Genomic DNA, 19,014 nt, shown 5'->3' with positions numbered 1-19,014 from the left:
ATCACCTCGGCGGACTGGAGCACGAACGGCAGCTGCATCTGCCCGGAGCCGAACAGCTCGCCGACGACCTTCATGCCCGCCAGGAGGGTGTTGTTGACGATGGCGAGGGCCGGTGTGTCCTTCAGGGCGTCGTCGAGGTCGGCCTCCAGGCCGTTCTTCTCGCCGTCGATGATGCGGCGCTGCAGGCGCTCGTCGAGCGGCAGGGCGGCCAGTTCCTCGGCCTTGCCTGCCTTGAGGGACGTGGTGGAGACGCCCTCGAAGAGCTCCATGAGCTTCTGCAGGGGGTCGTAGCCCTCGGCGCGGCGGTCGTGGATGAGGTCGCGGGCGACCGTGACCTGCTCCTCGTCGAACCGGGCGATGGGCAGGATCTTGGAGGCGTGGACGATCGCGGAGTCGAGGCCCGCCTTGACGCACTCGTCGAGGAAGACGGAGTTGAGCAGGACGCGGGCGGCCGGGTTGAGGCCGAAGGAGATGTTGGACAGGCCCAGCGTGGTCTGCACGTCGGGGTGGCGGCGCTTGAGTTCGCGGATGGCTTCGATGGTGTTGAGGCCGTCCTTGCGGGACTCCTCCTGCCCGGTGCAGATGGTGAAGGTGAGCGTGTCGATGAGGATGTCCGACTCGTGGATGCCCCAGTTGCCGGTCAGGTCGTCGATCAGCCGCTCGGCGACCGCGACCTTGTGCTCCACCGAGCGGGCCTGGCCCTCCTCGTCGATCGTCAGCGCGATCAGCGCGGCGCCGTGCTCCTTGGCGAGCGCGGTGACCTTCGCGAACCGCGACTCCGGTCCGTCGCCGTCCTCGTAGTTGACCGAGTTGATGACCGCACGGCAACCGAGCTTTTCCAACCCGGCCTGGAGGACGGGGAGTTCGGTGGAGTCCAGCACGATCGGCAGGGTGGAGGCGGTCGCGAAGCGTCCGGCGAGCTCGGCCATGTCCGCGACGCCGTCGCGGCCCACGTAGTCGACGCACAGGTCGAGCATGTGGGCGCCCTCGCGGATCTGGTCGCGGGCCATCTCCACGCAGTCGTCCCAGCGGCCCTCGAGCATGGCCTCGCGGAACTTCTTCGACCCGTTCGCGTTGGTGCGCTCACCGATCGCCATGTACGCGGTGTCCTGCCGGAACGGCACCGCCTGGTAGAGGGAGGCGGCGCCCGGGTCGGGGCGCGGGTTGCGGGCCGGCGGGGTCAGATCACGGACGCGTTCGACTATGCGGCGCAGGTGCTCCGGGGTGGTGCCGCAGCAGCCGCCGACCAGGGAGAGACCGTAGTCGGCGACGAACTGCTCCTGGGCGTCGGCGAGTTCGGCGGGGGTCAGCGGGTAGTGGGCGCCGTCCTTGCCGAGGACGGGCAGTCCGGCGTTGGGCATGCAGGACAGCGGGATGCGGGAGTGGCGTGCGAGGTGGCGCAGGTGCTCGCTCATCTCGGCCGGGCCGGTGGCGCAGTTGAGGCCGATCATGTCGATGCCGAGCGGCTCGAGCGCGGTGAGCGCGGCGCCGATCTCGGAGCCGAGCAGCATGGTGCCGGTCGTCTCGACCGTCACCGAGCAGATCAGCGGCGGGCGGCTGCCGGTGGCGTCCATGGCGCGGCGGGCGCCGATGATCGCGGCCTTGGTCTGGAGCAGGTCCTGGGTCGTCTCCACCAGCAGCGCGTCCGCGCCGCCGGCGATGAGTCCTTCGGCGTTCGCCTGGTAGGCGTCGCGCAGCAGCGTGTAGGGGGCGTGGCCGAGGGTGGGGAGCTTGGTGCCGGGGCCCATCGAGCCCAGTACCCAGCGCTGTTCGCCGGTGGAGGCGGTGTACGCGTCGGCCACCTCGCGGGCGATCCGGGCGCCCGCCTCGGACAGTTCGTGGACCCGCTCGGGGATGTCGTACTCCCCCAGGGCCGCGTGGTTGGCGCCGAAGGTGTTGGTCTCCACGCAGTCGACGCCGACGTCGAAGTAGGCCTCGTGGACGGAGCGGACGATGTCGGGGCGAGTGATGTTGAGGACCTCGTTGCAGCCCTCGAGGTTCTGGAAGTCCTCGAGGGTGGGGTCCTGGGCCTGGAGCATGGTGCCCATGGCGCCGTCGGCGACCACCACGCGGGTGGTGAGGGCTTCGCGCAGGGCGTCGATGCGCCGGGCGTCGGTGCGGGTGGTGGTCATGGGCGCTCCCCCAGTGCCGGTGCCAGCAGGGCGGCCGCGGCGGGGCCGTAGGCGCGTTCGGCGGTGGCCAGCAGGCGGGCCCGGTCGGCGTGGTAGGACTGCGAGCCGACCGCGCCGAGAGCCTCGGCCGCCACGACGCAGCCGAGGTGGGCGGCGCCGGTGAGGTCCAGGCCGCGGGCGGTGCCGGCGAGGAACCCGGCCCGGAAGGCGTCGCCGACGCCGGTGGGGTCGGTGGCGGGCGCGTCGGGGACGGCGGGGACGGTCAGGGGTTCGTGGCCGGCGCGGTCGATGCGGACGCCGGCGCCGCCGAGGGTGGTGATCCAGGCGCCGACCTTGGCGAGGACGTCGGCGTGTTCCCAGCCGGTGCGTTCCAGCAGCAGGGCGGCCTCGTACTCGTTGGTGAACAGCCAGCGGGCGCCGTCGACGAGGTCGCGTACCTCGCTGCCTTCCAGGCGGGCGAGCTGCTGGGAGGGGTCGGCGGCGAACGGCAGGCCCAGCTCGCGGCATTCCGCCGTGTGGCGCAGCATCGCGGCCGGGTCGTTGGGGCAGACCAGGACGAGGTCGGGGCGGGCTCCGGTGGTGGTCAGGTGCCACAGGTCGATGTCGCGGGCCTCTTGCATGGCGCCCGCGTAGAAGGAGGCGATCTGGTTGGCGTCCTGGTCGGTGATGCACATGAACCGGGCGGTCTGGTGCTCGGTGGAGACCAGGACGGGGCCGGTGTCGACGCCGTGTTCCTTGAGCCAGACCTCGTACTCGGCGAAGTCGCCGCCCACGGCGCCCACCAGCAGGGGGGTGAGGCCGAGGCTGCCGAGGCCGAAGGCGACGTTGGCCGCCACTCCGCCCCGGCGCACCTCGAGGTTGTCGACCAGGAAGGAGAGCGAGACATGAGCGAGCTGGTCGGGGATCAGCTGATCCGCGAACCGGCCGGGGAAGACCATCAGATGGTCGGTGGCGATGGAACCGGTGACAGCGATGCGCACGTCAGGATCTCCTCACAGGTCGGGCGGGTCTCAGAGACCGGCCGCGGCCTTGAGCCGGTGGGCGCGGTCGGTCCGCTCCCAGGTGAAGTCGGGCAGTTCACGGCCGAAGTGGCCGTAGGCGGCGGTGGCGGCGTAGATGGGCCGCAGCAGGTCGAGGTCGCGAATGATGGCGGCCGGGCGCAGGTCGAAGACCTCGGCGATGGCCTTCTCGATGCGGTCCTGGGCGACGGTCGCGGTGCCGAACGTCTCGACGAACAGGCCGACGGGCTCGGCCTTGCCGATGGCGTAGGCGACCTGGACCTCGCAGCGCTCGGCGAGACCGGCGGCGACGACGTTCTTGGCGACCCAGCGCATGGCGTAGGCGGCGGAGCGGTCGACCTTGGACGGGTCCTTGCCCGAGAAGGCGCCGCCGCCGTGACGGGCCATGCCGCCGTACGTGTCGATGATGATCTTGCGGCCGGTCAGGCCGGCGTCGCCCATCGGGCCGCCGATCTCGAAGCGGCCGGTGGGGTTGACCAGGAGGCGGTAGTTGTCGGTCTCGAGCTTGATGCCGTCCTCGGCGAGAGCGGCCAGGACGTGCTCGACGACGTGTTCGCGGATGTCGGGGGTCAGCAGGGAGCCGAGGTCGATGTCGGCGGCGTGCTGGGAGGAGACGACGACGGTGTCGAGCCGGACGGGGCGGCTGCCCTGGTACTCGATGGTGACCTGCGTCTTGCCGTCGGGGCGCAGGTAGGGGACGGTGCCGTCCTTGCGGACCTCGGTGAGCCGGCGGGAGAGGCGGTGGGCGAGCTCGATGGGCAGCGGCATCAGCGAGGGTGTCTCGTCGGTGGCGTAGCCGAACATCAGGCCCTGGTCGCCGGCGCCCTGCCGGTCGAGTTCGTCCGCGTCGTCGCCCGCGGCGGCGCCCTCCACCCGCTTCTCGTACGCGGTGTCGACGCCCTGGGCGATGTCCGGGGACTGCGCCCCGATGGAGACGGAGACACCGCAGGAGGCCCCGTCGAAGCCCTTGGCGGAGGAGTCGTAGCCGATGGCCAGGATCGTGTCGCGGACCAGCTGGGCGATCGGCGCGTACGCCTTGGTGGTGACCTCGCCGGCGATGTGGACCTGGCCGGTGGTGATCAGGGTCTCCACCGCGACGCGTGAGGTGGGGTCCTCGCGCAGCAGGGCGTCGAGGACGGTGTCGCTGATCTGGTCGGCGATCTTGTCGGGGTGGCCCTCGGTCACGGACTCCGAGGTGAACAGACGTCGGGACATGACTCTCCAGATGTGTGCGGTCGGTTGGACGGTCGGTTCGTCGGCTCGGTCACCGCCCGGTGGTCACCCGGCCCGGCCGGCGACGGCTTCGAGGAGGCGGGCGAGGTCGCCGGCGGCGGTCGCGGGGCCGGTGAGCACCACGAGGGGCGGCCGGCCGCCGTCTGCCGCGACGAGGCGGACGATGTCGTGGGCGGCCGGTCCGTGGCCGGAGAACCCGCCGAGCACGAGGGGACCGCCCGCGTCGGTCAGCGGCCTCAGCGCCGTGTACCGGGCGTGCGGGTCGTCGGGGACCGGGTCCAGCAGCACGAGCGCTTCGGGGCCCGTGTAGGAGCGGGCGAGCAGGTCGTAGCAGGAGCGTGGCGTGCCGTGCGCCGCGAGGAGGCAGACGGTGCCGGCGCCGGCGTCGCGGGCGGGGCGCAGGACGGTGAGGGCGGGGGCGCCGGGCGTCTCGTCGTCGGTGGCGGGCCCGTTCGGCGGCTCGAGGGTGAGGGCCGCCGTGCCGGTGTGCGGTCCGGTGCCGGCCGGCAGGGCCAGTACGTCGGCGATGGTCAGGGACTCGTCGCCGACGCGGGGCAGGTCGTGCAGCAGGTGCGCGGCGCGGCCGAGGACGTCGGTGATGCCGGTGAGCAGGGCGCGGTCGTAGGTGGCGGTCACCACGAGGGCCCCGTCGCTGTCGTGGTGGGCGGCGAGGGTGAGGGGGAACGCGGTGCGGGCGCCCTGCGGTTCGGGCGGGCCGACGCGGACGGACCGGGCGGCGAGTTCGGCGGCCGGCGGGTCCAGGGAGGGACGGCCGGCGTCGAAGACGACGAGGCTGCCCGGGTGGGCCGTCGCCCTGGCCGGGTCGTCGGTCCAGGCACGGATCTGGCCCGCGGAGACCCATTCGTACGCCGCCATGTCCAGGACCCGGTCGCGCAGTTGGGCCAGCAGGTGCGGCACGCTGGAGCGGGGGTCGACGGTGACGGTCACCGGCAGGGGGTTGCGCAGGGCGCCGGGCAGCCGCTCCACGCCCTCGAGGAGGATGCCCCGTCCGGAGACGGTCACGCTGAAGCGGACCGGTTCGGGGCGGGCCGATCCGGTGGCCGCGTACAGCAGCAGGGCCCACACGGCCTGCAGTGCGCCGCTCTCGGTGCTGCCCCAGCAGGCGGCCCACTCGCGGAGCAGGGTCGTCCGGGCGGGGGTGAGCCGCAGCCGGGCACGGCCCGTGCCGGCAGGCCCGGCGGCCGGGGTGGCGGGTCCGGCGGGCTCGGGCCAGTGGGCGGCTTCGGGCGGCGGCGCGGCGCGTGCGAAGAACTCCTTGGCCGCGGTGGTGTCCTGGCGCGCCAGCCAGGCCGCGTGGTCGCCCAGGTCGGGGCGGCGTTCGCCGCCCGGCAGCCGGCCGCCGGCCAGGTAGGCGCGGCAGAACTCCCGCAGCAGCAGCCGTACGCTCCACTCGTCGAGCAGGGCCTGGTGGTAGGTCAGCAGCAGCCGCACGGGCGGGGGCGGGTCCGATGCGGCGGGCCCGCCGTCGAGCACGGTGATGCGCAGCGGTCCGGGGCGGCGCGGGTCGAGGCCGCGTCGCCGGTCGCGTGCGACGAGCAGGTTCCAGTCGTGGGTGTGCGGCAGCCGGACGATGTCGGGGGTGACCTGTTCGTGCAGCACGATCCGGGGTTCGGGGCCGTCGTCGAAGGCGGCGCGCAGCACGCTGTCCCGTTCGAAGAGGGACTGCCATGCGGCCGCGAAGAGGTCGGGATCGAGCGGCCCGTGCCAGGTCCAGGTGAGCTGTTCGACGTGCCGGTCGGTGCCGGGGTGGGCGTCGGCGTCGGCGAGCAGGTCGCGCTGGAGCGGGGCGGCCGCGACGGAACGCAGGGGCGCGCGGCCGGTCGACGCGTCCGTGAGCAGGTCGGCCAGCAGGCCGACCGGGAAGTCGCCGGAGGCGCCGGGGGTTTGGGGGGTGATGCTCAGTGCGTGCAGCCCGGGCCCCAGGTACTGGAGCCGGTGCTGCCAGGGCAGGGTGTCCGGGCGGCGGGCGGCGATCCGTTCAAGAGCGGCCTCGATGCGGCCGGTGTCCAGCGGGCCGCGCAGCTCCAGGACGGGCGGGGTGTCGTAGGGGGGCTTCCCGGGGTCGAGGACCACGGCCATCGGCTTGTCCGGCGACTTCCGGGACATGGGTGAGGAGTGATCGGTCGTCATGGTCCGTACGGGGCACGCCCCCTCCCTCCCCTCTCTGCGAGCTCGGAACGAGTATGCGAGGGCCCGCCCATACGGGCCTGATACGGCGCTGACACCGCGGTCGGACGTGCTTTCCGCCCTCCGGGGCGGCCGGGCCACGGGGGCGTCGCGGCCCCCTCGCCCCTGCCGGGCGGGTGGTGGCGGAGGTGTGGGTCCGCGGAGGGGCACCCGGAAGCCGGACACCACGGACCGGCCCGGGTCCGGAACCGCCCGAGGGCCCGTCACGGCGGGTCGAGGAGGCCGGCGACGGCGCCCATGAAGCCTTCGTCGAGCATGGTGCGGGCCGCGGTGTCGCGGGAGGTGTCGAGGCCGGCGTCGTGGCAGGCCACGCTGATCAGGTAGCGGCCGAGGACACGGTGGGAGGCGAAGGCCCACTCGCCGCGGGCGGCCGGTGCGCCGTCCGGGGCGTACAGCCCGCCGGTGTCGACGCCGAAGCCGAACTCGGTGAAGCCGAGCCGCAGTCCCTGGCCGAGGGCCTTGGTGTAGGCCTCCTTGAGGGTCCACAGCCGCAGCAGTCCGGCTCTGCGCGCGTCGTCCGGCAGCGCTTCGAGTTCCGCGCGTTCGGCGGGGGTGCACACATGGCTCTGGAGCAGGTCGAACGACATGTGCCGGTCGGCGGGTTCGGCGTCGACGCCGATCCGGCCGTTGCGGCTGATGCCGACGGCGATCAGGTCGTCGGTGTGGGTGAGGCTCACGTCGATCTGGTCGAGGCCGCGCAGATAGGGCCGTCCGCCGATCTTGTAGGCGAGGTCGAGGTCGGCGGGGGCGGTGCCCAGCGCGGCGGCGGCCGTGAACTTGGTGGCCAGCCGGGAGGCGACGAAGCGGTAGCGGATGGTCGGGTCCGAGGTGTGCCGATAGCGCTGCCAGTCACGGCCGAGCAGCGGGCGCAGCGAGGGGTCGGCGACGGCGCCGGTGAGCCATTCGCCCCACGTGGTGTGCACGACGGCGTTGCCACGCAGGTCCATGCCTTCGCGGACCCGGTCCCACGGTCCGTCGGGGCCGCTGACGTGGATCGGTTCGGTGATGCGTTCGGCGTCGGTCCACTGCGCGGGCGTCGCCTCGGTTCTCGTCAAGGGGCTGGTCCTTCCCTGTGTCGCGGCCCGTGCGGGTGTCACTGGGCGAGGGCGGTCGCGTCCAGGTCGCAGCTGCGGCCTGTCCGATAGCGGCGGACCAGTTCGTCCAGGACGTGTTCGGGGCAGCTGTCGGGCAGGCGGGGCACCGGGATGCCGAGCCGTTCGCCGAGCCGGGACAGGGCGAGCACGGCCCAGGCGGGGTCGGCGAGGAAGGGGTCGGCGCCGTCCTGGCCCTCCCAGACGCCGAGGACCGCGGCAGCGGCGAGGATCAGGCTGTAGCGGTCGCTCAGGACGCACACGGCGGGGTCGGCGAGTGCGGTGGTGCCGTAGGCGGGCAGCCGGCGGCACTGGTCGCGCAGGGCGCGCAGTTCGGTGACGAACCCTTCGGCCAGGTCGGCGAGGGCGGCGATGTGCCCACCGACACCGCGGGAGGCGCCGAGCCGGGCGGCGGAGCCGACGAGGGAGGCGGCCATGAAGTCTCCGCCGCCGGCGATGCCCAGCGACGGGTAGTGCAGCGGGGTCAGGGGGGCGCTGCGGCGGAACAGTTCGGGCGGTGGCTCCTCCTCCGCGAACCAGGAGCGTTCGGCCAGGGTGCGCAGCTGGGGGACGATCACGGCCTGGCAGGAGGCGGTTCCGGCGTGGCCGAGGCCGGCGACCGGCAGGTCCCGTACGAGTTTGTCGAGGGCGCCGTACTCGGGGCTGTCGTGTTCGTAGCCGCGTGCGCCGAGGACGGTGGCGAGCTCTTCCAGGTCCTCCCGCAGCAGGTTGGGCACCACGTACTTGACGGTGGCGGCGAAGATGTGGGCCCGGTCGGGCAGCAGGCTGAGGGCGCGCAGCGCGACGGTGGACATGCTGTCGCAGGCCAGCAGGTCGGCGAAGACGCCGGTCAGCGGTTTGTGCCAGCGGCGTGCGACCGGGCCGCTGCGGCCGGTGGTCGCGGCCCGTACGGCGGAGTGCAGGACGGTGTCGGCGGCCGCGGTGACCACGCCGCAGATCAGGCTGCGGTTGACCTGGAAGGTGCGCAGGGCCAGGGTGACGCCGTCGCCGGTGCCGCCGACGAGGGCGTCCCCGGGAACGGCGTAGTCGGTGAACTCCAGCCCCGAGAAGAGCGCTCCGCGCATGCCCGGGGTGGTGACGCGCGGCAGGTGGCGTACGGCCGGCGGCTGTTGCGGGGCCCGGTCGGGGTCGAGGAGGAGCACGGAGTGGCTGCGTGGTCCGCGGGCGGGGGCGGTGCGTGCGTAGACGATCTGCGCGTCGGCGCGTGCGGCGTTGATGATGACGTCCTTGCGGCCGTCGAGGCGGTAGTCGCCGTCCGCCGCGGTGCGGGCGGTGAACTCGTGCCGCAGGATCGCGTTGGAGTGGGCGAGTTCGTGGTGCAGGATCGTGGCCCGCCCGCCGCTGAGGAGCAGGTCCGCGAGGTGACGGCGCTGTCGGTCGGTGCCTGCCGCCCATACGGCGCCGGCGGCGAACAGTGAGGTGATGCCGGCGCCGAAGCCGAGGGCGACGTCGCGGCGGAACAGGGGGCGCAGGACGCGTGCGAGCAGGTCCGCCCGGGTGAGCCGGCCGCCGTACTCGGCGGGTACGAACTCGGCGCCGAGCCCCGCCCGGATGAGCAGGCTCTCGGTCTCCGCGGGCGGGGTGCGCCGGTCGTCGGCGGCGAACAGGGCGCGCAGTCCGTGCGGGTTGGCGGGGTCGTACGGGTCGCCGAGGAGCATCTCGAGCCGGGCGGCGCGCCGGACCGCGTCCGCCTCCGCGTCCACGTCCGGTGCCGGGGCCGGGGCCGGTGTCCGGCCGCGCTCACGGCCGGGGTCCCGGTCCCGGGCCGTGTGCCGGTCAGGGTCCCGGGCCGGCCGGCCCGCGGCGTGCGCGGCAAGCGCCGGGACGGCGACGGCACTCGCATGCGGCGGGTGAGCGTTCTGATCCAGCACCTCGAACACTCCTTACTCTGCACGTACGCAGGACTTTCGGTGAGGGCGGTCGAGGACCGGTGGACCGGCGCTCGACGTGGGGTCCGGGTCCCGTGGACACGAACCCGCCCAGGGCTTTCTGTCCGCAAATCGCATCCGCAGTTCAGCGGTCGGGGCCGGATTCGTGATCGAGCATGGCGCGAGCGACGTTCGAGCGTGACGCGAGGGAAATTCGAGTGTGTCTCGAGCGGACCTCCGTCCGCCCTTCCGCCGGGCACGAGGAAGGGCTGCGGCTCCCCCTTGGGAAGCCACAGCCCTTCTCCTGCGCGGCGGTCAGCCCGTCTTGCGGCGGAAGTACCGCTTGCCGCCTGCCGGGTTGGTGCTGCCCTGGATCCGCGCCTGGATGTCGCCCTGCGCCTGGTGGGACGCGCCCTTGCGGTCCTTGCGCTCGAGCGCCTCCCGGAACTTGCGCCTGGCGTCGTCCTCTACGGCATCGTTCTGCGGCGTATCGGCCATGCGAACCTCCTCGGCATAATCAACAGCCGGATCAGCGTGGCACAGAAAGGGAAATCTGACGAGGGTCGATTTCGGCCCTCAATTCGCCACCCGTGAGCCACCATTATGAATTGCTCATGCAATTGTTTTCAGGGTTCCGGGGTCCGGGGTTTCCGTGGTTCCGGGGGTTTCTGGTGTCAGGGTGCCGCGAGTTCCGCGGCGGTGTCCGGCTCGCGTTCCTCGCCCGGGGCGGCGGTCTGTCCGTCCGGCCCGGGCAGCAGGCGGCTGAGCGCCGCCGTCAGCAGGAAGGCGCCCACGTTGTACCAGAGGGTCGTGGACAGCGCGCCGCCCAGCAGTTCGGCGTCGCCGGTGCCGTGGCCGCCGGTGAGGGAGAAGAAGACCATGCCGACGACCGCGATGCCTGCGGCCGAGCCGAGCTGCATGAAGGCGTTGACGACGCCGGAGCCGACGCCGGAGTCCTTCGCGGGCACGTCGCCGAGGACGACGGCGGTCAGGACGGGTGAGCACAGGCCCATGCCGATGCCCATGACGACGCCGGCCGCGGCGACCTGCCACAGCTGCAGTCCGGCTCCCGAGGACCGTACGGCCACGATCGCCGAGAGCACACCGAGGGCCAGGACCAGCGACCCGGCGCCCACCCAGGTGCGTCCGCTCACCGACTTGACCCGCCAGGACACCTGCGTCGCGGCGATGATGGCCAGCGGCCATGCGGCCGTCGCCAGGGCGGTGCGCCACACGGACCAGCCGAGGCCGAACTGCAGGTGGTAGGTGAGGACGAGGAAGAAGGAGCTGATGCCGGTGTAGAACAGGAGGGTGAGGGTCAGTCCGATCCGGAACGACGGCGGGCGGAACAGCGGCGGGGGGATGAGTGCCGAACCGTCGCGTCGGTGGCGGGCCCGCTGCTGCAGCGCGAACAGCACCAGGAGGGCCGCTGCCGCCGCCATGACGGCGAACATCCACAGCGGCCAGCCCTCTTCGCGGCCCTGGACGAGCGGATACAGCAGGCCGAGCGCCGCTGCGGCCAGCAGCAGCACGCCGGTCAGGTCGACGCGCAGCGGCTCGTCGGAGCGGCTCTCGGGCACGTAGAAGGCGGCCAGCAGGAGGGTCAGCAGACCCAGGGGCACGTTGATCAGGAAGATCGCGCGCCAGCCGAGGCCCAGCAGGTCCAGTTCGGTCAGCACGCCGCCGAGCAGCGGTCCGCTGACGCTGCCCACGATGAGTCCGACGCCGACGAGGGTGAACGCGTTGGCCCATTCCTCGCGCCGGAAGAGGGTGACGACGACCGCCATGGTCTGCGGCACCATCAGCGCCGCCATGAGGCCCTGCACGAACCGGCCGGCCACCAGCATCTCGCCGCTGACGGAGACGCCGCAGACCACCGAGGCCGCGGTGAATCCCGCGACGCCGGCCATGAAGACGCGTTTACGGCCGAAAATGTCGCCGAGCCGGCCGCCGGTGATCAGCAGCAGTCCGAAGGCGAGGGTGTATCCGGCCAGGGTCCATTGCGCCATCGCGTAGTTGCTGTCGAGGTCGGTCTGGATGGCGGGCAGGACGACGGTGACGATGGACGCGTCGAGCGTGTCGAGGAACATCGCCGCTCCGACGATCGCCAGCGCCAGCCAGCGGCGGCGTGAACCCGGTCCGGGTCCGGTGGTGGTTTCGTTCACGATCAAAGACTCCCCAGGACGGCGTCGAGCGCCTGATCCATCTCGTCGGCGGTCAGTTCCTCCGCGGCCTGCAGCGCGTCGGCGGTGCGCACCGCGTCGGCGGCCGCTTGTGCCGCGGGCCGCGGCTGGGCGATCTCCAGCAGACGGGCGAGCACACCGCTCTGCTGAAGCTGCTCGGCGCTCACCCGCGACAGCGCCCATCGGGCCGCCTCCGCGGGGTCGGCGGGCGGGCCGGACTGCTCGGGTTCCCCGTCGAAGTCCAGCCGTACGTACAGGAAGTCGGCGATCGCCCGGGGGGTCGGGTAGTCGAACGCCATGGTGCTGGGCAGCGCCGCCTGCACGTACTTGGACAGCCGGTTGCGTACTTCGACCGCCATCAGCGAGTCCAGGCCGAAGTCCTTGAGCCGCTTGTCGGCCGGCACCGCGGCCGCACCGGCCAGTCCGAGCACGTCGGCGATCTCGTTCTGCACGGTGGTGAGCAGCGACGCGACGCGCTCGTCGGGGGTCAGGCCGGCGAGACGCTCGGCGAACGACACGGTCTGCGGTGCCTGTGCGCGCACCTGCCGCAGCTGCGGGCGGACCAGCGAGCGCAGCAGCGGGACGACCTCGCCGGTGTCGCCGCGCAGTGTGGCGACATCCAGCTTCAGCGGGACCAGCAGGGTCTCCGGCCGGGCCAGCGCCACGTCCAGCAGGGCCATGCCCTCCTGCGCCGTCAGTGCCCGGGCGCCGCGGCGGCGCACCCGGGCGAGGTCCGCGTCGCCGAGGTGCGCGGTCATCCCCGTGCCGCCCTGGGCCCACAGGCCCCAGGCGAGGCTGGCCGCGGGCAGGCCGCGTTTGCGCCGGTGGGCGGCGAGTGCGTCCAGGAAGGCGTTGGCGGCCGCGTAGTTGCTCTGGCCCGGGGCGCCGAGGGTGCCGGCCGCGGAGGAGAACAGGACGAACGCCGCGAGGTCGAGGTCCTCGGTCAGTTCGTGCAGGTGGAGGGCGCCCGCCACCTTGGGTTCCAGGACCCGCCGGAACCGCTCCGCGCTCTGGTTGTGCACCACGCCGTCGTCCAGCACGGCCGCCAGGTGCAGCACGGCGGTGAGCGGGTGGCCGGCGGGGACGGCGGCCAGTACCGAGGCGATGTCGTCGCGGCGGGAGACGTCGCAGGCGGTCACGGTGACGGACTCGGCGCCCGCCTCCTCCAGTTGCCGGACCAGTTCGGCGGTGCCGGGCGCGTCCGGGCCGCGGCGTGAGGTCAGCACCAGGTGCCGTATGCCGTGTTCGCGTACCAGGTGGTGGGCCACCAGCCGGCCCAGTTCTCCGGTGCCGCCGGTGAGCAGTGCGGTGCCGTCCGTGTCCAGGGCGCGCGGCACGGTGAGGACGATCTTGCCCACGTGCCGGCCCTGCGCCATGTGGCGGAACGCGGCGGGCGCCTCGCGCACGTCGAACGCCTCGTACGGCAGCGGTGCGAGGACTCCCTGTTCCAGCAGACCGGCGATGACCCGCAGCATCTCCTGGATCCGGTCGGCGCCGCTGTCGCGCAGGTCGTACGCCTGGTACGTGACGCCGGGGTGGTCGGCCGCGACCTGGTCCGCGTCCCTGATGTCGGTCTTGCCCATCTCCAGGAAACGTCCGCCGCCGGGCATCAGCCGCAACGACGCGTCGACGAACGTGCCGGTCAGGGAGTTGAGTACGACGTCGACACCGCGGTCATGGGTGGCGCTGTTGAACCGGGACTCGAACGCGGTGTCCCGCGACGAGGCGATCCGGTCGCCCGGCAGTCCCAGCCGGCGCAGCGTGTCCCACTTGGCCGGCCCGGCCGTGCCGTACGCCTCGGCGCCGAAGTGCCGGGCGAGTTGCAGGGCGGCCATGCCGACGCCGCCCGCGGCCGCGTGCACCAGCAGCCGTTCCCCGGCGCGCAGCCGGGCGAGGTCGTGCAGGCCGTAGTAGGCGGTGAGGAACACCAGCGGCACCGTCGCCGCCCGTGCGAACGACAGGCCGGGCGGGATCCGCACCATCAGGCGGGCGTCCACGCACACCTCGGTGCCGAAGGTGCCCGTCGCCAGGCCCATCACCCGGTCGCCGGGGCGCAGTCCGGTGACGTCGGGGGCCGTCTCGACGACGACGCCGGCGCATTCGAGGCCGAGCCGCGGCGAGTACACCATGTCGAGTGCGTTGAGGACGTCCCGGAAGTTCATGCCGGAGGCCCGGATCGCCACCCTGATGTGGCCGGCGGGCAGGGGCTCCGTCCCGGTGGGGCGGAACTCGAAGGTGTCCAGCCGTCCCCGTTCCCGGATGTCCAGGTGCCACGGCGCGCCGCCCGGTTCGGGGGCGGTGCCGGCGTCGGGCGCCGGGGCACGCTGCAGCCGCGGCACCAGGACGGTGTCGCCCCGCAGCACCATTTCCGGCTCCCCGCCGACGGCGAGCGCCCGGGCCAGCAGACCGGGGTCGCTCACGTCGGAGCCGACGTCGACCAGGCGCAGCGACCGGTCGGGGTGCTCGGCGCGTACCGCGCGCAGCAGTCCGGCCAGCGGTGAGTGCGTCAGTGACGCGGCGGGGTCCTCCGGCCGGGCGGCGACGGCGTCCCGGGTGATCCACACGATCTCGCAGTCGTCCAGCAGCGGGTCGGACAGGAAGTCCTGCACCTGGTGCAGCGCCCGGACCACCGCGTCCTGGGCGTCCTGGGCCGCGTCCTGGGTGTCGTTCTGCGGGATCCCGGTCGTGGCGCCGGTCAGGTCGACGACGATGCGGGACGGGGGGATGTCACCGAAGTCCGGCAGGCTGGTGCCGGTGGCCGCCGGCGTGACTCCCAGCCATGCGGCGGCGATGCCGTCGGCGCCGACGAGCGCGGTCCCCCCGGTGCCCGGGGTGTCGGTGCCCGGGGCCGGGGTGGCGGCGTCCGTGTCGAGGGCGAGTTGCTGGTAGTGGATGCGGTGGAGGTCCTCGGAGCCGGTCTGCGGGGCGGCGGCCTCGCGCAGCCGGGCCATGTCGGCCCGGCGGGCCTCGAGTCCGCCGACGGTGAGGACCGGCTCGCCCGTGGCGTCGGCGACGAGGAGCCGCACCGTGGTCCCGTCGGTGCGCTCGGCGCGTATGCGCAGTTCGGTGCCGCCGGTGGCGTGGAGTTCGACGTCCCGCCAGGCGAACGGCATCAGGACGGTGCCGTCCTCCGCCGCGCCCTGCCCGTCGCCGGCGTCCATCGGTCCGGCTGCCGCGAGCAGGTGCAGGGCGGCGTCCAGCAGCGCCGGGTGGATCCCGTAACCGGTGACGGCGTCGGCCGGGGCGGCTGTGGCGGGGGTGGTGTCCGTTCCCGGGGCGGGGGCGGGCAGTCGTACGACCCCGTACAGGGCGTCGCCGGACCGCCAGGCCTCGGTCAGCCCCTGGAAGAGAGGGCCGTACTCCAGTCCCTGCGTGTGGCAGCGTTCGTAGAAGCCGCCGAGGTCGATACGGTCGCCGCCGGCCGCCGGCCAGGCCGGCCCGCTGAGCGCGCCGGCCGTGGGGCTGTTCGTGCCGTCGTCGAGTTCACCGGTGGCATGCCGGGTCCACGTACCGGCATCGGCGGTGTTCTCCGGCTGGCTGTGCACGGACAGGGAGCGCCGTCCTCGGTCGTCGGGGGCGCCGACCCGCACCTGGAGCCGCATGGGGACGCCGGGGTGCAGCACCAGCGGCTGGGCCAGGGTCAGTTCACCGACCCGCGCCGCGCCGACCGCGCGTGCCGCGGCGAGCGCCATGTCCAGCAGACCGGTGCCGGGCACCAGGACCGTTCCGCTGATCGCGTGGTCCGCCAGCCAGGGCTGGTCCTGGGTGGAGATCCGCCCGGTCAGCAGATGTCCCTCGCCGTCGGCCACCGTGGTGGCCGCCCCCAGCCAGGAGTGCCCGGAGGCGACCAGGCCCATGGAGCCGGCGTCGCCCGCACCCGCGCCCTTGCCGGTCGCCGGCTCCGGCCAGTAGCGCTGCCGCTGGAAGGCGTAGGTGGGCAGCTCCACCGGCGCGGCGGCGTCGGGGAGGAACGCGCGGAAGTCCACCGGGTGGCCCTCGCTGTGCAGGACGGCCAGTGAGCGCAACAGCTGGGCCATGTCGCCCCGTTCGCGCGCCAGGCTGCCGACCACGACGCCGCCGCCTGCGGAGCAGGCGTCGGTCAGCGGCATTCCCAGCACCGGGTGCGGGCTGATCTCGACGAACACCCCGAACCCGGCTGCGGAAAGGCTCTGCAGGGCCCGGTCGAGGCGGACGGTCTCCCGCAGGTTGCGGCACCAGTAGGTGGCGTCCAGCGTGTCACCGTCCACGATCGTGCCGGTGACCGTCGAGCAGAACGGAACGGACCAGGCGCGCGGGCGCAGACCGGCCAGGCCGGCCGCCAGAGCGGGGAGGATCGGGTCCATGTGCGCGCTGTGCCCGGCGGCGTCGGACTGGACCCGGCGGCAGAACACGTCGCGTCCTTCCATCTCGGCGAGCAGTCGCTCCACGGCGTCGGCGTCTCCGGAGACCACCGTGGAGGTGGCCGTGTTGACCACCGCGACGGACAGCGCGTCCCCGTACGGTGCGATCAGCTCCTCGACGTCGGCGACCGGCAGTTCCAGCAGCGCCATCGCGCCGCGGCCGCTGCACTCACGCAGCAGCGCCTGGCTGCGCAGCGCCACCAGGCGGGCGCCGTCCTCGAGGGACAGCGCCCCGGCGACCACCGCGGCGGGCACCTCGCCCTGGCTGCTGCCGACCACGGCGGCCGGCTCGACGCCCAGGGCACGCCACTGGGCCGCCAGGCCGATCATGACCGTGAAGAGCGCGGGCTGCAGCACGTCGATCCGGTCGAACGGCGGCAGCGCGTCGTCCCGGATGCCGCTGTCCGGGCCCGCGAGCAGCGCCAGGACGGACCATCCCGTCCAGGGCAGCAGAGCGGAGTCGCACTCCTCGACCGCCTCACGGAACACCGGGGACTGCACGAGCAGTTGCCTGCCCATCTCCCGCCACTGGCTGCCCTGTCCGGGGAAGACGAAGACGGCCTTGCCCCGGTCGCGCGCCGTGCCGGTCACCAGCTGAGGATGCGACACGCCGTCCACGAGGGCCCGCAGGGCCGCGGCCGCCTCGGCGGCGGTCGTCGCGACGGCCCCCGCACGGTGTTCCAGGTGGGTGCGGTGCAGGGCGGCGGTGGCGGCGACGTCCCGCAGCGGCACGTCGGGGTGGGCGGCCAGCCAGTCGGCCCAGCGCCCGGCCTGGGCCCGCAGCGCGTCCTCGTCGGTGCCCGACACGACCAGCGGCACGGCCACCGGCACCGGGGCCTCGACCACCGCCGGCGCGGCAGTGACGAGGGCGGGCGCCTCTTCGATGACGACGTGGGCGTTGGTGCCGCTCAGGCCGAAGGAGGAGACGCCGGCGCGGCGGGTGCGCTCGCTCTTGGTCCAGGGCTGCGGCTGCTGAAGGAGGGTCAGGCCACTGGTGTCCCAGTCGATGTGGGGGCTGGGCTCGTCGGCGTGCAGGGTGCGGGGCAGTGTCTCGTGCTGGAGGGCGAGGACCATTTTCATCACGCCGACGACGCCGGCGGCGGCCTGGGTGTGGCCGAGGTTCGACTTGGCCGATCCGAGGAACACGGGGTGCTCGCCGAAGACTTCGGCGAGAGCGCCGGCCTCGATCGGGTCGCCCAGCGAGGTGCCGGTGCCGTGCGCCTCGATCGCGTCGATGTCCGCGGGGGCGAGGCGGGCGGACGCCAGGGCGTCGCGGATGACGCGCTGCTGGGAGGGCCCGTTGGGGGCGGTCAGGCCGTTGCTGGCGCCGTCCTGGTTGACCGAGGAGCCGCGAACCACGGCCAGGACCCGGTCGCCGTCCCGCTCGGCCGCCGACAGACGCTTCATGACCAGCACACCCGCGCCCTCGGCCCAGATGGCGCCGTCGGCCTGGGCGGAGAAGCTCTTGCAACGCCCGTCCGTCGCCGTCCCCTTCAGCCGGCTGAACTCCACGAACGTCGACGGTGTCGACATCACGGTGACACCGCCGACGAGGGCGAGGTCGCACTCGCCCTGCCGCAGCGCGGTGGCCGCCAGGTGCAGGGCGACCAGGGAGGACGAGCAGGCGGTGTCGATGGTGACGGCGGGGCCCTGAAGGCCGAGCGCGTAGGAGATCCGGCCGGAGATGACACTGCTCGCGTTGCCGGTGCTCATGTAGCCGTCAAGGGCGTCGAGGCCCTGGCCCTGGCGGTCGTAGTCCGAGCTCATCGCGCCGAGGTAGACCCCGGTGCGGCTGTCACGCAGCGAGTCGGGCCGGATGCCGGCGCGCTCCAGCGCCTCCCACGACGCTTCCAGCACCAGGCGCTGCTGCGGGTCCATCGACTGGGCCTCACGCGGGCTGATGCCGAAGAACGCGGCGTCGAAGTCCTCGACACCGTCGAGGAATCCGCCCTCGCGGGTGTAGCTCTTGCCGACCGCTTCCGGGTCGGGGTCGTACAGGTCCAGGTCGTCCCAGCGGGAGGGGAACGGGCCGATGGCGTCGCCGCCGGTGACGAGGAGTTCCCAGAAACCTTCGGGGGTGTCGATGCCGCCCGGCAGGCGGCAGGCCATCGACACGATGGCGATCGGGTCGTCGGGCGTGCCGCGGTCGAGTGCGGGGGCCGACGGGTGTGTCGCCGCCGCGGTCGTGTCGGCCAGGTCGAGACGGTCGAGGAGGAGGCCGGCGACGGCGGCGGGGGTGGGATGGTCGAAAGCGAGGGTGGCCGGCAGGGCCACCTCGGTCGCCGCGGACAGGCGGCGCCGCAGCTCGACCGCCATCAGCGAGTCCAGACCGAGCTCCTTGAACGCCTGGTGATCACCGACACCGTCCGCGCTGGACGCCCCCAGCACGACCGCCGCCTCGGAACGCACCAACTGGACCAGATAGGGCAGCCGTTCACCCTCCGGCAGACCCGCCAGCCGGTCACGCAACACCGTGCCCCGACCACCGGAGGAGGTCGTGCCGGCCGCCGGCCTGCGCCTCCTGCGCACGAGTGCCCGCAGCAGCGCGGGCGGGTCCTCGACCCGCGCCGTCTCCAGCTTGACCGGAACGAGATGGGCATACGGCTGGAGCAGAGCGGCATCCAACGCCGCCAGCGCCTGCTGCTGGGACAGCGCCCCGAAGCCCTGGCGCCGCATCCGCGCCACGTCCGCCTGCCCCAGCGCGGCAGTCAGCCCGATACCGGCCTGCTGCCACAGACCCCAGGAAAGGCTGGTCGCGACAAGACCCTCACTACGACGGAGAGCGGCCAGCGTGTCCAAGGCCGTGTTGGCAGCGGCATAGGTGCTCTGGCCGGCCGTGCCCAGCACACCCGACGCCGA

Annotated in this window: 9 protein-coding genes; all 9 read right to left on the bottom strand. The window is 73.4% G+C overall.

Annotated features, from left to right (window positions below):
- Positions 1-2,132 (bottom strand): homocysteine S-methyltransferase family protein (locus ACTMTU_RS35660; RefSeq protein WP_441267577.1); only part of this gene is annotated, 2,132 nt, incomplete at its 3' end.
- Positions 2,129-3,112 (bottom strand): carbohydrate kinase family protein, encoded by a 984-nt coding sequence (locus ACTMTU_RS35655; protein ID WP_441267576.1) that lies wholly within the window; start codon positions 3,110-3,112, stop codon positions 2,129-2,131. The genes ACTMTU_RS35660 and ACTMTU_RS35655, both read right to left, overlap by 4 nt.
- A gap of 30 nt (positions 3,113-3,142) precedes the next feature.
- Complete coding sequence (metK, locus tag ACTMTU_RS35650) at positions 3,143-4,366, bottom strand: methionine adenosyltransferase (protein ID WP_441267575.1); 1,224 nt, start codon at positions 4,364-4,366, stop codon at positions 3,143-3,145.
- 63 nt (positions 4,367-4,429) lie between these two features.
- Complete coding sequence (locus tag ACTMTU_RS35645; RefSeq protein ID WP_441267574.1) at positions 4,430-6,535, bottom strand: condensation domain-containing protein; 2,106 nt, start codon at positions 6,533-6,535, stop codon at positions 4,430-4,432.
- A gap of 260 nt (positions 6,536-6,795) precedes the next feature.
- Positions 6,796-7,647, bottom strand: a complete 852-nt coding sequence (locus ACTMTU_RS35640; protein WP_441267573.1) for a 4'-phosphopantetheinyl transferase family protein — start codon at positions 7,645-7,647, stop codon at positions 6,796-6,798.
- A 38-nt stretch (positions 7,648-7,685) separates the two neighbouring features.
- Entirely contained in the window at positions 7,686-9,575 is a 1,890-nt protein-coding gene (locus ACTMTU_RS35635; protein ID WP_441267572.1) for an acyl-CoA dehydrogenase, read from the bottom strand.
- A gap of 312 nt (positions 9,576-9,887) precedes the next feature.
- On the bottom strand, positions 9,888-10,070 hold the full coding sequence (locus tag ACTMTU_RS35630; protein WP_441267571.1) for a DUF5302 domain-containing protein: 183 nt from the start codon (positions 10,068-10,070) through the stop codon (positions 9,888-9,890).
- A gap of 176 nt (positions 10,071-10,246) precedes the next feature.
- Positions 10,247-11,737, bottom strand: coding sequence for an MFS transporter (locus ACTMTU_RS35625; RefSeq protein WP_441267570.1), 1,491 nt, complete (start codon positions 11,735-11,737; stop codon positions 10,247-10,249).
- A gap of 2 nt (positions 11,738-11,739) precedes the next feature.
- Positions 11,740-19,002, bottom strand: coding sequence for an SDR family NAD(P)-dependent oxidoreductase (locus ACTMTU_RS35620; protein WP_441267569.1), 7,263 nt, complete (start codon positions 19,000-19,002; stop codon positions 11,740-11,742).
- Positions 19,003-19,014 lie beyond the last annotated feature (12 nt).

The organism is Streptomyces sp. OZ13 (assembly GCF_052068155.1).
In the GTDB taxonomy this organism is placed as follows: Bacteria; Actinomycetota; Actinomycetes; order Streptomycetales; family Streptomycetaceae; genus Streptomyces.
This window is presented reverse-complemented; position numbering and strand designations above follow the sequence as displayed.

Coding starts and splice junctions, on each gene's coding strand:
- metK (WP_441267575.1), bottom strand. CDS start 4,366: ATGTCCCGACGTCTGTTCACCTCGGAGTCCGTGACCGAGGGCCACCCC.
- ACTMTU_RS35645 (WP_441267574.1), bottom strand. CDS start 6,535: ATGACGACCGATCACTCCTCACCCATGTCCCGGAAGTCGCCGGACAAG.
- ACTMTU_RS35630 (WP_441267571.1), bottom strand. CDS start 10,070: ATGGCCGATACGCCGCAGAACGATGCCGTAGAGGACGACGCCAGGCGC.